This is a genomic window from Streptococcus sp. HJ1, from assembly GCF_052399005.1.
GTDB lineage: Bacteria > Bacillota > Bacilli > Lactobacillales > Streptococcaceae > Streptococcus.
On the sequence record NZ_CP199005.1, the window covers coordinates 67,581 to 82,180 of the forward strand.

A 14,600-nucleotide genomic window follows, 5' to 3' on the forward strand; every position below is an offset into this window, starting at 1 on the left:
AAACAGTCAGAACACTCACATGTGGTGCACAATGGCAAGACAGAGTTCGAGTGCCTTATCAAAAGCTTCTGAGCCCCAGTCACGACTGTCGTAGTTGTCCAGATCCGCTAAGGAATCTGCAGTAAAGAGCAATTCTCCCCAGACAACACCACGTAGCTGAGCCACTGCCGCAAGAGCCGAGCACTCCATTTCCACAACAGCGCAGCCTTCTTCCTTGCGATAGGCAACCTTTTCAGCCGTCTCTCGGTAAAAACCATCTGTCGTCCAGGTCATAACTTCCTCATAAGGAATGCCTCTTTGCTCCAAAACTTGCTCAATGGCAGAGACAACCTCAATCTGCATCTCCATATAACGAGAAGGCGCTACATAATGGTAGCTGGTCCCCTCATCTCGCAGAGCGCGAACAGGGACGAGAAAGGCATTTTCCTCTATATCGGCTAGGACGCCACAGGTTCCAGTGGAAATGATTTGCTCCACACCATAGCCAATCAACCAATCCATAAACTGGGCAGCTGGGGCAGAACCCACGGGCGCCTGGGTTAGACAAATCGTCTCACCCTTGTAGTTGATGACATAGACTGGATAAGCCTTGGTGGCAGAAACGAACTCACCAACACAGTCCGCTCCTGCTTCCTGAGCGTAGCGGTCAATCTCTTCCTCCAAAAATGCATAGATGCACTTTTTTGGCAACTTTAAGTCCAATCCCTCATGTGTTGGCATAAGGACCGCCTGGGGATTGTCATCAAACTCCAAAATGGGAATCGCATGTTTCTGAATCATAGCCCACCTCCTCTAATTTTGTACTATTGTATCAAAAGCTGACGAAGTGTCAAGGAGTTGTCTTTAGCAAGCCAGAAAACTCCTCTTCCATACATTTAAGAAATCGTTGCTCTGCTGGAGAGGTCGGTTTCTGTTTTAGTAAAGTGATTGAGGACTATCACCAAAATACCAAATTCAATAATAAAAAAGCACGAATCTGCATCAGGTAATGTATACCCTTTTATATTATCTTGTACAAGAAGCCAAACCAATAGAATCTAGCCTCCATTTTGTCTAGGCCTACTCTATTTCCACAAACCACCTAAAATCTGTTTTTCTAATAAGTCTAAGTCTTCCTCTTTTATTTCTCCATTATCGCTAACGATATAAAGCTGAGCGAAGTAAGCCAACAATGGACCAACACAAATACGAACCATTTGAGGAATCGTTAACTCTGGATTTACACGTGGATCTGCTAGCAATTCCTTATGAAGCACTCGAAGTTTATCTTGAATAGCATTCCAGATAAAAATCTGTTCATTTTTTAGTTTTTTATTTGAAAAACTCTCCTGCAGAATGATTTTCATCAAAGCACGATTTTTTTTGAGATAGCTCATACGATCACGGACGAGATAACGAACCCTCTCTTCTGTCGTTTCAAAAGCTAAGAGTTCCTCAAAAAAACTACCGAAAATGCCTGGGACTACAGGATGTAAAATAGCCGTCAGTAAATCATCCTTCGTCTTAAAATACTTAAACAAAGTTGCCTGGCTTAGTCCAGCACGCTCAGCTATGTGAAGAGTTGAGGTCCCATGGTAACTCCTGGTTGATATGAGATCCACTGCTGCCTGCATGATTTTTTTCTTTCCTTGAGGGTAATTCGCTTCTTCTAAGTAATCTTCAAACGATTCAAAAACAGTCTTATCCATCTAATCTTCACACCTTTTTAACATTATTTATGTTGATTCCTAAACTTTACGATAACGACGCAATCCAACAATATTGAGAATTGTTAAAATGATCAAGAAAATCATTAAAACACCAAGATTTGACAAAATATCACCAAGATTGTGCCCGTAAAGAATAATCTGGCTTATTGCATCACCAGAATAGGTTAATGGCAAAAATTTCCCCACAGTTAGAGCCCATTCTCCCATGGATGACAATGGAATAATTCCTGAGAAAAAAAGTTGGGGCATAATCACGAGAGGAATAAATTGCATCATTTGGAATTCTGATTTTGCTAGAGTAGACAAGAGAATTCCAAAAGCTAGTGCTACAAGAGCCAGTACCACATTAACTATTATAACATTTAAAATACTTCCTACAACTTCTACATCTAGTAGCCAAATTGCTGCTAAAACGACAACTGCCGTTTGAAAAATCGCAATAATACCGTAAGACAACATATAGCCATAGACGATTTCAGATCGTTTCACTGGTGTTGCTAACAAACGTTCTAGTGTTCCACTGGTGCGCTCTTTCAAAAGCGCCATACCTGAAATCAAAAAGACAAAGAAGAAAACTACAAAACCTATCAAAACCGGAATCATGCTGGTAAAGAAGCTTGTATTTTCATCTCCATACTGGTAAGACTCCTTGATTTCTGGTGTTTTTGCGTCCGAGTCCAATTGTGGAAGAGCTTGTTTAACACGAGATACTAACTGATCGGTGCCTTCACTGGCGATACTCGTTCGTAACACTTGTCGTGTCATAGTTGTTTTAGAAGCATCCGTATTTGCGTAGTCGACCTGATACTCACCATCTTTATACGATATGACTGCATCTACTTTCTCGTCAGCTAGAGCTTTTTTAGCCTGATCTAAGTCTTGATAAGTCTCGACGTCCACATGATCGAGCTCATCCATTTTCGTTACCAAACCAGTTGGTAGATCTTGTGTTGCTAACTTGACATTCACGGTTGTACTAGCTGAAAACATGAGGTTCATCAACCACATGATAAAAACAGGTGCTATAAACATCAGGGATAGAGTTCGTTTGTCACGAAGTAATTCTTTGATGACTTTTTTTGCAATCGCTATTGTTCTCATTTTACTCACCTTCTGCTTTTAAAAATACTTCTTCAATACTTGAAACTTGATAACTTTCTTTTAAGTGTTGCGGTGTATCAAAAGCAATGATTTTTCCGCCTAATAATAAGCCGACCTTATCCGTCAACTCTGCTTCATCCATAACATGGGTAGTAACTAATATCCCAACACCATTGTCTCTAAGCGCGAATAATTCTTTCCAGATTTTCTTTCGAAGAGAAGGGTCAATTCCAACTGTCGGTTCGTCCAAAATCAAGAGTTGAGGATTTCCTAAAAGCGCGATAGCCAGTGACAAACGCCGTTTCATTCCTCCAGAATAACCAGATACCGCCTTGTTTAAGTAGTCTGTCAGATCTACTACTTGAGCTATATAAGCAATTTCCGCCTTTAGGTCTTTTTTAGAAAGCCCCTTTAGCTGACCAAAAAATTCCAGATTTTCTTGGCCTGACAAGGACTCGTATAAAGCATCTGATTGGGCCATATAGCCAATATCTCCTAAAATATGGCGATTGGGCATAGTGTGATTTAACACTAAAGCTACGCCTCCATCAGCCTTTTCCATTCCTAACGTAGTCTTAATCATAGTTGATTTACCAGCACCAGACGGACCAATTAATCCTATAATTTCTCCTGGCTGCAATTCAAAGCTGACATGATTCAGAACTATTTGATGGTCAAAAGATTTTACTAAATCTTGTAAATGTAGTAATGTTTTCATTTACTTCCTCCTTGGTGAGTGATTACTCACTTGCTAAATATAAACCTATTGTAGTGAGTAATCACTCACTTGTCAAGAAAAAATCTGAATTTTTTTAAAAATAAAGCACCAGATATTATTATCTGATGCTTATAATGGATAGCTATTTCTTTTAGAGCTGTTTCTAAATCTCTTCACGATACTCCGAAATGGTCTTTCCTGTCCACTTTTTAAAGGCCTATTCTTCCTCTGCTTTCCTCAGCCAATCCAACTATCGTCATTACTATTGCAACTCTAATGACCTTGGCGATGGAAATTCATTTTACTCATTTTTATATGAAACAGACTAAGAAATTTTCAAGTCCTGATTGGAAGTTATTTTAGCTACAATCCATCTCTCAAACACAAAATCTCCCTTCTCTTTCGAGAAAGGAGATTCTTTTTTATCCTTGTCCGCCAGGGGCTGGACCGCCGCCTTGAGGGCCTCCATTTGGTCCTCCGCCTCCAGGCATAGAGTTGACGATTTCCGTTTGTTTTTCGCCGTTGAGATAGATATCTCCACCTGTGTAGGTCGCTGTTCCATCAAAGTCAAAACCTGTTTGACCAGTCATTTTAATGGTTCCGCCTGTGACCGTCACGTTCCCGTTTGAGTCGATTGGGTCTGTGTCTCCTTGGCCGACTTCTACTGTCAGGTTCCCACCGTTGATAGTGAATAAGATTTCACTCTGTGGGGCGTTTTTGTTGGCTGCATTAACCCCATCATCTGTCGAATAGATGCTAATATCCCCACCGTTGATAGTGATTGACTTGCCTTCAAGTCCTTCTGTCGAATTCTTGACGGTGTAGGTACCACTATCGATAACCAGATCTCCAGAAGCGTGGATGCCATCATCTCCTGCTGTGACGGTGATGTTGTTGTTGGATAGGTACATGGTTCCGACTGAAGTATCCTCGTCATTGTCCACCTTTACGCCATCTTCCTTGGCATCGATAGTCATGGTCGTACCAGTGATGTTGAGTTCATCATTGACATTAAAGGCATCGCCAACTGCTGTGATGTTATAGGTTCCACCCGTGATGTGGAGGGTGTCGTTGGCCTTGATCCCGTTGTTCTTCTTGCCATCTACATTGAGAGTTCCTTTCCCGTTGATGGTCAAATCCACCTTAGAAAAGAGAGCTGCGTCTGCTTTTTCGTCGCTGTTAGAGCTTGAGTCAGAGAGACTGTTGGTGGTTCCCTCTGCTAGAGTCAAGTAGACATGGCCAGCTGATGTCGCAGATATCGCTGCATTGGTGTTGGTCATGGTCGCACCTTTTAGGACTAGGTGAACATCTACCGACTTATCTGCCTCTACCTTGATCTGCACCCCATCAGACTGACCTGAAATCACATAGGTGCCAGATTTTGTAATAGTCACTGTCAAGCCAGAAACTGTCACCCCATCTCCAGAGACATTTGCTGATGAACCAGATAACTCAATCTTAGAGGCTGTGCTTTCGTCATAAGAAGTATCATTGTCCTTCTCTGTAAAATAGGATGATTGGTTTGTCTTTGTTGCAGTTGTTGTGGCACTATTTGTCGTTGCATTGGTATTGGATGTAGTTGTTGACTGGGCACATGCTTCCAGCAGCACCATTGCCGTTAAACTCGTTACGAGTAGGGCCCATTTTTTTGATTTCATACCTTTTTCCTCTCCTTCGTATGATATAGCTAGACAGTCTACAGAAGATTTCTGAAACGAAACTAAAACTTCTCTGAAAGTTTCCTTAAATTCAGTTTCGCTCAGTATTCTTTTGAAAAGGCTACTAGAAACAATTTGAGAGTACTAAAATGCATTTAATAGTTTTTAAAAGCAACATCCCCAAGTGCGATGTCACTCTAACCCAAAAAGCCAAAAAAGAAAAAAAATTTATAAGAATTAAACTCATAAAAAGAACAGCCCAAGCTGTTCTTTTTAGTTTTCTTTTACTGGTATTTCCTTGATAACGCGCGCAGGATTGCCAGCTAGGACAACATTGTCTCCAAAGGACTTGGTGATCACGGCTCCTGCTCCAGCGACGACGTTATTGCCCAGTGTCACTCCAGGAAGGACAATGACGCCACCTCCAGCCCAGAAATTATCTCCAATGGTGATGGGCTTGCCATATTCGACCCCTGAATTGCGTTCATCCGGATCCAGTGGATGGAGTGGGGTTAAAAACTGACAGTTGGGGCCAAGCATAGCATTGTTGCCGATGCGGATCGGACAAACATCAAGCATGGTCAAATTCCAATTAGAATAAAAATTTTCCCCTAGATGGATATTGACTCCATAATCGACCACCAGGCGTGAATTGACATAGAGATTTTCCCCAGTTGAACCAAACCAACTTTTGATAATCTCCGCCCCTTTCAAGGGATCTAACTCCTGGTTGAAATCCGCCTGCTTCTGACGTGCTGTCTGAGCCAAGGTCCACAACTCGGGATCAAACGGATGATAGGGCTCCCCTGCTATCATTTTCTGGTATTCGCTGGTCATCTTATCACCTCACACTTACTTTGGACCCATCATATCAAAAAGCCTTTGAAAGGTCAAGAATAGCCTGCTTTCTAAACTCTCGAAACTAATTCCCTCCCAAGTTAAAACAACTTGCTTGACAAAAGATTAACTTCATGGTTTAATATACCCCATAAGGGTATATGTGGAGGTGCCTATGTTTCACTTATTATTTACAAAAATTGACAGTATTTCTACCAGCGAGTTAGAAGCTAAACTCAGAGAACCGATTCAGCTACTGGATGTTCGGACGCCTATGGAATTCCGTAGAGGCCATATCAAAAATGCAAAAAATGTTCCTTTAACGGAAATCGGTTCTTACACACCTGCGACAAAAGAAACACTTTATGTCATTTGTCACTCTGGTGTACGAAGCAAACTAGCTGCGAAAAAACTAAAGAAAAATGGCTATGATGTCATCAATGTACGAGGCGGTATGAGCGCTTGGACAGGTAAGGTCATCTAGAAGCATCAAATGGGCTACGCAGCCTTGAACCTAATCAAAGGTCTGAGCGACAATATCCAAGGTATCCGCTCGAAGACGATCTGACTAAGGGCCAAAATCCCTAGATATGCAGATAAGTGGCGAATTTCAGGGGAGCGACCCAAGGTTGATACCATTCATATCCCCCTAAATGAACTAGGGGAGAGCTTGGATGAACCGGACAAGAACCAAACCTACATCCTTAGCTACCACAGCGTTTTGCGCAGCTAGATCACAGAGCGTATCCTCCAGCAGGCAGGATTTGCCGTCCAAAACCTTGATGGCGCTTATTCACTATATAAAATGGCTAATCCAGAAGGAGTCGAATATGGAAACGAGTATCAGCATGGCTGACTTTTATGAAAAATACCTAAATGAAAATCTAAACCTTATCGATGTACGTGAGGTGCATGAATTCCAAGCAGGACATGCACCAGGAGCAAGAAATCTTCCGTTAAGTACCTTGGAGCAAGGTTACAAAGAACTCAAACCTGACCAGGAATATCATGTCATCTGTCAAGGTGGAGTCCGTTCCGCATCTGCTTGTGAATTTCTAAGCGCCCAAGGCCTCACCGTTATCAATGTAGAAGGTGGTATGAATGCTTGGCCCGGTCAAGTAGAATAATGAAAAAACCGATTAAGAAACTTAATCAGTTTTTTCATTTCTGCACCCCAATGATATAGAGCTCGTAGCCCGTCGCTTCTAAAAAACGAAACACATTGATGGTATCTAAAAAGAGGTTTTCTCATTGGTATTGGGGGAACTCATCCGTTTGTCTGACATGATTTCTTTATCGAAATAGACTTAAATACCTTTGTCTGCATTGTTTATCAATAGCAAATTAGTTTATTTCCGTTTAATCAGGTATCGGATGGCCTTTTCTAGGCGTTCCTTTTGAGCCTCGGGGTCGTCTAGTGGTTGGTTGATACAGCCTGTGAGATTTTCAGTAATGATCATCTCAATCACGCGCTCAACGCTAGATTTCACTGCTGTCAACTGCGTAACAATATCTGCGCAGTCACGATCTTCTTCAATCATCTTTTGAATCCCACGCAACTGGCCCTCTGAACGTTTCAGGCGTGTGATGTACTTTGAGTTTGTCATTAATTTATCCTTGGTCACTTTTTCTTCATTATATCTCGAATAAGGGGCTTTGTCAAAATTCACTTCCTGTCTGTATTTGTAGGAGGCAACCTCTCCTCTGTATCAGATAGAAAAGATTGATAAGCATGGAAATGGAAAAGAAACTCTGTCCTCCTTGAAGCTCGATGGGAAGTCACGTTTCCTTTCAACCAACTGACCTTTATGCGTATATCTTGGACAAATTGGACAAAAAGGCTAGGATCACTATCCCATAGACTAGAACTAGAGCCAGCCCAAATCCGATACCAAACCACTTGTAAAACTTGTCCATTCCGCTGTAACGTTCGACATAGGCCCTGGTCGGCTTGTCTGGATCATACCAGACTGTCAGCTCCGAATGAAGGGGGAAATGGGTCTGCATCAAGCGTTTGAAGGAAACAAAGGAGTTGCTGTAGCGAGTGATCGAAGGTGCCAGCATATCTTCTCTTGTATAGTCCTTTAAAAATTTAGTAGTCCCCCACGGAATTGTGACCGTTTTGAACATAAAATACTGCAAAGTTTTCTTATAAGAAATCCCATCCACCGTGTATTCGACGATAGGTGGATACCCCTCACGAAAACGGCTATAGCCGATAACCGTTCCCTGTACGGATGACTTGGCAAGGCGGACCAACTTCTGATCCCGAAGATAGAGGAAAAGAAAGGTCCCACACACAAATACAAAAGATAGGAAGATGACGATTGTCCCAACTATCAAACCAATCACTTCTTTATTCATATGAACTCCTCCTGTTATTTTATACAGTAAAATCCCAAAACGAACTCGTCCAGAAGGACATTGAAGCTCTCGAGTCTACTCTTCGGATTTTTCTTTTGACTGTTTTTCTCTCAAATCTTTTACAGATTTCGATATGATATCTCTCACCTGTTCGTCAGTAAGTCCTGGAATCTGGTAATAAGGATTATTGGATTCGCTTTTTGACGGCTTTGTTCCTGAACTTTCGGTTTTAGAACTTTGTTCAGTCGAAGACGAGGATTTCGGCTCTGAGGAACTGGATTCTTTGGTCTTAGAGGAACTCGACGACTCAGAAGACTTGGACGTTTCAGGCGTGTTAAAATCAAGTTTAGGCGGATTGTTTACTTGGACGTTCGGCTGTTTCACAGGTTTATAGAATAGCCCAAAAGACAACAGCAAGGCCGTCAAGATCCCAATACCAGCCAAGGTTCTTTTATTGGCTTCAGCCGAGGGAACCTTTACTCCCTTCGTACTGAGTATTTTCCATTCTGGATGCTCTTTTTCTATAGCTTTTTTCTGTCTCCTAAGAGGACCAAGTAGAAAATGATTAAAAGGCACAATCGTTACCATAGCCACCGTTACAAGCGGGACATAATTGGAATGACTTGATACCAGTAGAACATCGAGGATAGCGAGAAGAATGAAGAGGAAACGCCCCACAAACTTACGAACTTGATGCTCTTTTTTGATCTGCAAATATCTCTCTTGTGACATTATCATCCTCTCTTTTCTATTTCTTCATTAAATATCACTTTCCCCTGTTCATATTTTCGCACAGCTAAGAACCAGCGGATAGGGTTGTTTTGGAATAAGAAAAGGTACAACAAGGCAGGAAAGAGACCTGCTAAAGGCGAGAAAAAGATTTGTATATCAAATGCCTCTTGCTTATTGAATGAGTCAATAGTGCCCGGAATTGCAGCAGCAAATATTACTATAGTAGTCATAAAAACTAGTAGCATGACAATCATAAAAGCCAACATTTTCGCAAATGTCGCTTTTTTCTCACTAAAATTTTCCCAGAACAAATTTGAATAAACTGCTTCTTTAAACTCTTTCTTTGTTGCTCCTTGGACTCGTTTCACTCCTTTATATAAGGCGACTTCCATCATCCATATAAATCCAAATAGGATAAAGGAAAGACAAAGAATAAAAATAGGAACCATCCCACTATTATAACGAAGGCCTGAGAAAATTGGTATTGCAACAAATCCTCCGAGTAAACCTAACAAAGAGAATATAGCAATTAAAGGAGCAATCCCCCTATTCGATCTCCTAGCCCCTTCTGTATTTAACAAGGCACTCTTATCTGCTACAAGAGCCTCTTTTGTTCGCGTATTATAGTAAACGGCCTTATCACCGCTCTGTCCAATAAAAATTATTTTTCTCATATAAAATCACCACAGTTTCCACCAATCACTATAATCAGAAACTTCAATTTTATCATAGGTTGTTGATAAAACATCACCAACCACTGGTAATGGTAATAGCGTCTCTCTCATGTTTCTAGTTCTTCTTCTCCCTAAATATCACTTTTCCCTGCTTGTATTTTCGTACGGCTAAGAGCCAGCGGATTGGGTTGTTTTGGAACAAGAGCAGTACGACACTAACTGGGACAATCGTTGCTCCGATTGGTACCATGAACATAGAGGGCTCAAACCATTCATGTTCATAGTAGGGAATGAAGGTTCCAGGTATGGCAAAGAACACAACAATAACAAAAACAAATAGAAGAACGAGGATAACAAATAGATACAAGATGATTTTATCGACTGTTGGTTCCTTATCCGGAGATTTTTTCCAAAATTTACTACTTTCAACCGCTTCTTTAAACTGCTCTTCACTTGCTGGGACAAGCGACTTAGCCCCACTGTAGAACAGTTTTTCAAATCCATAAACACTTCCGATAAAAACGAAAAGGATAGCGGCTAGATGGATAGGTGCCATCCACTCACTCAATCTAAAGGGTGCTATCAAGGAACGAATCCAAATACTGATGATAGCAACTAGCAAGAAAATAAAGAAGACAACCCAAGGCCACTTGGATTTCTTTGAACTGATGGCACCGTCGGTTTCTGACGAGGTGCTAGATTCTGTCGCTAAAGCCTCTCTCGTCTTTGTGTTATAGTAGACGGATTGCTGGCATCCTTGGCCTATATAAATGATTTTTCTCATCTTACATTTCTCCCTCTTTCCCTCGGCTACCGTCCTGTAATGTCTCCATCAGCTCCTTGAACAGTCGTTTGCGCGTTTTCATCCGAAAATCATAAACTATATATGTAAGAATACCAATCCCTAACATGTACATAATTAAAAATTGAAAATCAGAAACAGCCAGATAACGATAGGCTGAAAAAATCGTTATTAAAACAAAAATGTAGCCAACTACTGTCAACGCCCTAGATTTTCTCCTAAGGGTTTTGATGTTGGCTTTTGTCAGCCGAACTTTTCTAAATCTATCTGTCTTCATTTTACGTCGGGTAGATTTGGCAAGAAGAATTGTTCCGAAAATCAAAAACAGAGACATCAAGATAAAGAAAAGCAGATTGAAAGGTGAGGAGACATCTCCAAAGGTTTGGTTGAGCAACTTCGACAGCCGTTGCAAGGAAAAGACTGCAATAGGAGCTGCAATGGCTGAATAATTCATGCCTTGTTTTACTTCATAGAATACTTGATTCCTCAGATCATAATAAATAAAATAGTCCTCCAGAGGGCCCATACTGATTAAATTTTTTACACTTGTGTCCATCTTATTACCATTTCCTAAACTCAAAACAGAATCCTACTTTCTCTTAAAAGCATCGTGACAACGATTGCCAGCATTCTAGCCGATTTTGGGTGTTTGCCTTCCTAGAGAAAGAAAAGTTTATTAGTATTATAGCATGAACCCCCAGAAAAGGGAAAATATCCCCGGCAGATACCTTTGCTAGATCCAAGAAAGGTTTCGTCATTTCATAAAAAAGCAAACAAGTCCGCATTCTAAAAACAGAATGCGAGCTTGTCCGCCTTTTCCTATGTCTCTAAAATAAATAATGTGTTTTCCTCGTTTCATCGTGCCAAACGAATGCGAGTCACAATCCCATCTGGGTCTACAAGATCCACCTCACTCGAATGTAGCCATTTGATCTGTGCCTCTAGCTCTTGTGCTTGCTGAACGATAGCTAAGAGTTCTTCCTTGCTTTCGACCTCAAGGACGTAGTAGGCCAAGCCTGACAAGCCTTGCTCACGCGGAGCCAACCCTTTTCCAGCCCATTCGTTGACAGCCAGGTGGTGATGGTACTGACCAGCCGCTATCCAACTAGCACTAGGAATGCTAAATTTATCTTCTAGTCCTAACACCTTTTGATAAAACTGGCTCGCCGCACGACTATCCTTCACAGATAGATGAATATGCCCCATTCTCGTCCCTTCAGCTAGGATAAAGGGATCCACCTTTTCTCCTAACTCATAGATGTCCTGTGCCGCAAGGGCTTCAGTCACACCGATAATGCGGCCGTCTTCTCGAATATCCCATGAAGATACTGGCTTATCACGGTAGAGTTCAATGCCATTTCCTTCCAAATCCTCTAGATAAATAGCCTCACTGTATCCATGATCTGCACCTCCGACCAGAGGAATCCGCAAGTCACTTAGGTGTTTCAAGACATCTGCCAAGGCTTTTCGTGTCGGCAACAAAATCGCCAAATGGTAGAGCCCATAATGCTCCCTTACTTCGCCAGCCTTTTCTGCCTGAATCAAGTGAACCAAGGCTTTTCGACCAAGTCCCAAAATCGCTTCTGTCTCTGTTTGGGATAAAATCTCCAAGCCAATAATTTGGTGATAAAAAGCCGTTTGACTCGTCAAATCCTTGACATTTAAAACCGCCTCCGCTAGGTAAATGTGGCTTTGGTATGCATAAGTCATAGGGTGTCTCCTTTTGTTTGTTGTAACTTTATTAATTACATCAATTATACACTATTAAGATAAAATGTCAACGAAGTCAACTCAAAAGAGCTGGAAACCAGCTCTTCTTTTTATTTAACAACAAGCTCGTAGCGAGTTTTGCTAGTAAAGGTTTGCCCTGCTTTGAGAATGACTTGGTCTTTGAGGTCACTGTGAATGGCATCTGGTAAAGCTTGCGCTTCAAGGGCAATCCCATTGTGCTGAATCATTGGCTGACCAGCTATGATGACACTCTCATCTACAAAGTTTGCTGAGTAGACCACAAAGCAAGGAGCCTCTGTCTTGAAAAGCAGGAAACGACCTGAGTGTTGGTCATAAAGGAAACCAGCATTGTCATGACCTGCAGGAAGAGCAAATGGGTGATCCAAACCAGATACCAGCTGGATTTGCTCATCGTCCTCTGCAAAAATATCCTTGAGCAAAGCACCATTGTAGATATGTTTCACCACATCACAATCAGCATCTGGAGTTTTTGCTGGCACACCGTCCGGAGCGATTGGGTAAATGCCCTCCGTATTTAATTGGAAGACATGGCGGTCAACTGTCTGCGTGAAATCACCAGACAAATTGAAGTAGCTGTGATTAGTTGGATTGACAAGCGTATCCTGATCTGTCGTCACCTTATAGCTGACTTCGTAGGCGCCAGTTTCTTCCAAGTGGTAGCTAATCCAAATCTTGAGATTACCAGGAAATCCTCCGGTCCCGTCTGTACGCTCGGTGTAGAGAGTCAAACCATGGTCGCTCACTTCGACCAATTCAAACAAGCTGGAATCCCAACCTGTTGAACCACTGTGGTTACAGTTGCTAGCATTGTTGACTTCAAGGTCATAGGTCTGACCATTGAGTTCAAATGTCGCTCCAGCAATACGGCCTGCTACAGGACCTACACTTGCTCCATGCTTGGGACTATTGCCTACATAGCTAGCAAAATCATCAAATCCTAAGATAACATTGGCAAAGTTTCCAGCCTTGTCAGGTGTGACATAGCGCAAGATGGTCGCACCATAGGTCATGATTTCTAGTTGATAGCCACTGTCAGTCTCAAAGCGATAGGCCAAGACATCCTTGCCCTCATGATTTCCAAATACACGCTCTGTGTATGCTTTCATTCTTCTCTCCTTTGATCCATTTCTCTCAAGTAAACAAACCATAGAGAGTGTATTTACCATCTATGGTTGTAGTTTTTATTTTCAAAATCCTTTGTCAGAAAACCTTAAGTATCTTCTTAACAAAAAGGGATTCTTCTATTCTTGTTTTTATGCTTCTACACGTTCTTTCCATGAAGTCGCTGTGGTTTGGAGAACTTTGTTGAGTTCATCAATGTTCTCAAAACCAGTTGTGCGTAGCCATTCACGAGCTGCTGCTTCACCGTCTTTGATGTAGGCTTCAACTGATCCAGCCCAAGTTGCACGGCCGCAAAGAACACCGTTGAAGTTTGCGCCTGATTCGTGAGCAAAGACAAGTGTTTCTTGGAAGAGTTTGGCTGATACACCTGCGCTCAAGTAGATGTATGGCAAGTTAGTAGCTTCGTCTTGTGCTTTGAAGAAAGCTGCCGCTTCTTCGCGTGTATGCACGATTTCACCATCGCCAAAGCCTTCAACGTATTTGACGTTAACTGGAACTTCAACTTTCAAGACATCGATGTTGAAACGTGGGTCTGAGAAGACCTTCATGGCACCGATAACCTTGTGTGGTTTGACTTTAGCGTATTCTGCAGAACCTGCGTCAGCGATTTTTTCGTCGTAAGCCAAGATTTCAAGGAAGAATGGAATATCTTCCGCCACACACTCAGAGCCGATACGTTCGATGTAGGCTTGTTTTTCTTGGTTGAGTTCGTCAGAGCTGTCTACATCGTAGTAAAGCAAGAATTTGACAGCATCTGCACCTTGTTCCTTGATGCGTTTGGCAGACCAAACATCCAAGCAGTCAGGCAAGCGTTTGGTGCTTGTTGTGTCATAACCTGTTTTCTCATAAGCAAGGAGAAGACCAGCATTTGGAGCAAGCGCTTTTGTAGCTGGAAGTCCATACTCTGGGTCAAGAAGCATAGAGGATGCGTATTTTGTTAATTCATCTGCTACCAAGACTTTGAGTTCTTCCATTTGAGCCACTGTTGGCTCTTCTGTTTGGTATTGGGCCATAAGGCGTTTCAAAGCACCACGTTGGTCAAAGGCAAGAGCTGAGATAATGCCGTTCTCGTCAGAGAGTTTTTGCAAGCAAGCTACTTTATTGGGACTTAATTGTAATTTACTCATAGAC

17 protein-coding genes and 1 pseudogene are annotated in these 14,600 nt (G+C 41.9%); 3 read left to right on the forward strand and 15 right to left on the reverse strand.

The window, feature by feature from the left end:
- Positions 1-15: 15 nt before the first annotated feature.
- The 4 genes from ACT17O_RS00340 to ACT17O_RS00355 all read right to left on the reverse strand — a co-directional run bounded on the left by ACT17O_RS00340 (position 16) and on the right by ACT17O_RS00355 (position 3,528).
- Complete coding sequence (locus ACT17O_RS00340) at positions 16-780, reverse strand: nucleoside phosphorylase (RefSeq protein WP_444817497.1); 765 nt, start codon at positions 778-780, stop codon at positions 16-18.
- A 284-nt stretch (positions 781-1,064) separates the two neighbouring features.
- Positions 1,065-1,688, reverse strand: a complete 624-nt coding sequence (locus ACT17O_RS00345) for a TetR/AcrR family transcriptional regulator (RefSeq protein ID WP_125398101.1) — start codon at positions 1,686-1,688, stop codon at positions 1,065-1,067.
- Positions 1,689-1,727: 39 nt separating this feature from the next.
- On the reverse strand, positions 1,728-2,810 hold the full coding sequence (locus ACT17O_RS00350; protein ID WP_001259059.1) for an ABC transporter permease: 1,083 nt from the start codon (positions 2,808-2,810) through the stop codon (positions 1,728-1,730).
- 1 nt (position 2,811) lies between these two features.
- Positions 2,812-3,528, reverse strand: a complete 717-nt coding sequence (locus ACT17O_RS00355; protein ID WP_000854375.1) for an ABC transporter ATP-binding protein — start codon at positions 3,526-3,528, stop codon at positions 2,812-2,814.
- A gap of 228 nt (positions 3,529-3,756) precedes the next feature.
- Here ACT17O_RS00355 and ACT17O_RS00360 point away from each other — a divergent pair.
- Positions 3,757-3,891 (forward strand): annotated as a pseudogene (locus tag ACT17O_RS00360) (low temperature requirement protein A); the annotation flags it as partial.
- 59 nt (positions 3,892-3,950) lie between these two features.
- Here the strand turns inward: ACT17O_RS00360 and ACT17O_RS00365 are convergent.
- Entirely contained in the window at positions 3,951-5,186 is a 1,236-nt protein-coding gene (locus ACT17O_RS00365; protein WP_444817498.1) for a carbohydrate-binding domain-containing protein, read from the reverse strand.
- A gap of 273 nt (positions 5,187-5,459) precedes the next feature.
- Positions 5,460-6,023 carry a sugar O-acetyltransferase gene (locus tag ACT17O_RS00370; RefSeq protein WP_444817499.1) on the reverse strand — a complete coding sequence of 188 codons (564 nt, stop codon included), beginning with the start codon at positions 6,021-6,023 and terminating at the stop codon, positions 5,460-5,462.
- A gap of 175 nt (positions 6,024-6,198) precedes the next feature.
- Here ACT17O_RS00370 and ACT17O_RS00375 point away from each other — a divergent pair, with 175 nt between their 5' ends.
- The gene (locus ACT17O_RS00375) at positions 6,199-6,507 is read left to right on the forward strand and encodes a rhodanese-like domain-containing protein (RefSeq protein ID WP_444817500.1); all 309 of its coding nucleotides are present in this window, start codon (positions 6,199-6,201) and stop codon (positions 6,505-6,507) included.
- Between the two features lie 346 nt (positions 6,508-6,853).
- Positions 6,854-7,150 (forward strand): rhodanese-like domain-containing protein, encoded by a 297-nt coding sequence (locus tag ACT17O_RS00380; RefSeq protein ID WP_000450169.1) that lies wholly within the window; start codon positions 6,854-6,856, stop codon positions 7,148-7,150.
- Positions 7,151-7,372: 222 nt separating this feature from the next.
- Here ACT17O_RS00380 and ACT17O_RS00385 read toward each other — a convergent pair whose 3' ends face one another.
- The 9 genes from ACT17O_RS00385 to lacD all read right to left on the reverse strand — a co-directional run bounded on the left by ACT17O_RS00385 (position 7,373) and on the right by lacD (position 14,596).
- Positions 7,373-7,630 carry a metal-sensitive transcriptional regulator gene (locus tag ACT17O_RS00385; protein ID WP_000185160.1) on the reverse strand — a complete coding sequence of 86 codons (258 nt, stop codon included), beginning with the start codon at positions 7,628-7,630 and terminating at the stop codon, positions 7,373-7,375.
- Positions 7,631-7,829: 199 nt separating this feature from the next.
- Positions 7,830-8,387, reverse strand: a complete 558-nt coding sequence (locus ACT17O_RS00390) for a DUF3592 domain-containing protein (protein ID WP_049506239.1) — start codon at positions 8,385-8,387, stop codon at positions 7,830-7,832.
- A 75-nt stretch (positions 8,388-8,462) separates the two neighbouring features.
- On the reverse strand, positions 8,463-9,119 hold the full coding sequence (locus ACT17O_RS00395) for a hypothetical protein (RefSeq protein ID WP_084936874.1): 657 nt from the start codon (positions 9,117-9,119) through the stop codon (positions 8,463-8,465).
- 2 nt (positions 9,120-9,121) lie between these two features.
- The gene (locus tag ACT17O_RS00400) at positions 9,122-9,793 is read right to left on the reverse strand and encodes a hypothetical protein (RefSeq protein WP_001226099.1); all 672 of its coding nucleotides are present in this window, start codon (positions 9,791-9,793) and stop codon (positions 9,122-9,124) included.
- 115 nt (positions 9,794-9,908) lie between these two features.
- Positions 9,909-10,577 (reverse strand): hypothetical protein, encoded by a 669-nt coding sequence (locus ACT17O_RS00405; protein ID WP_001226448.1) that lies wholly within the window; start codon positions 10,575-10,577, stop codon positions 9,909-9,911.
- A gap of 1 nt (position 10,578) precedes the next feature.
- Entirely contained in the window at positions 10,579-11,151 is a 573-nt protein-coding gene (locus ACT17O_RS00410; RefSeq protein WP_247954584.1) for a hypothetical protein, read from the reverse strand.
- Positions 11,152-11,450: 299 nt separating this feature from the next.
- Positions 11,451-12,305, reverse strand: coding sequence for a VOC family protein (locus ACT17O_RS00415; RefSeq protein WP_000220444.1), 855 nt, complete (start codon positions 12,303-12,305; stop codon positions 11,451-11,453).
- Positions 12,306-12,415: 110 nt separating this feature from the next.
- On the reverse strand, positions 12,416-13,453 hold the full coding sequence (locus tag ACT17O_RS00420; RefSeq protein WP_000649405.1) for an aldose epimerase family protein: 1,038 nt from the start codon (positions 13,451-13,453) through the stop codon (positions 12,416-12,418).
- Positions 13,454-13,600: 147 nt separating this feature from the next.
- Positions 13,601-14,596, reverse strand: a complete 996-nt coding sequence (gene lacD / locus ACT17O_RS00425; RefSeq protein WP_008289247.1) for a tagatose-bisphosphate aldolase — start codon at positions 14,594-14,596, stop codon at positions 13,601-13,603.
- Positions 14,597-14,600: the final 4 nt, after the last annotated feature.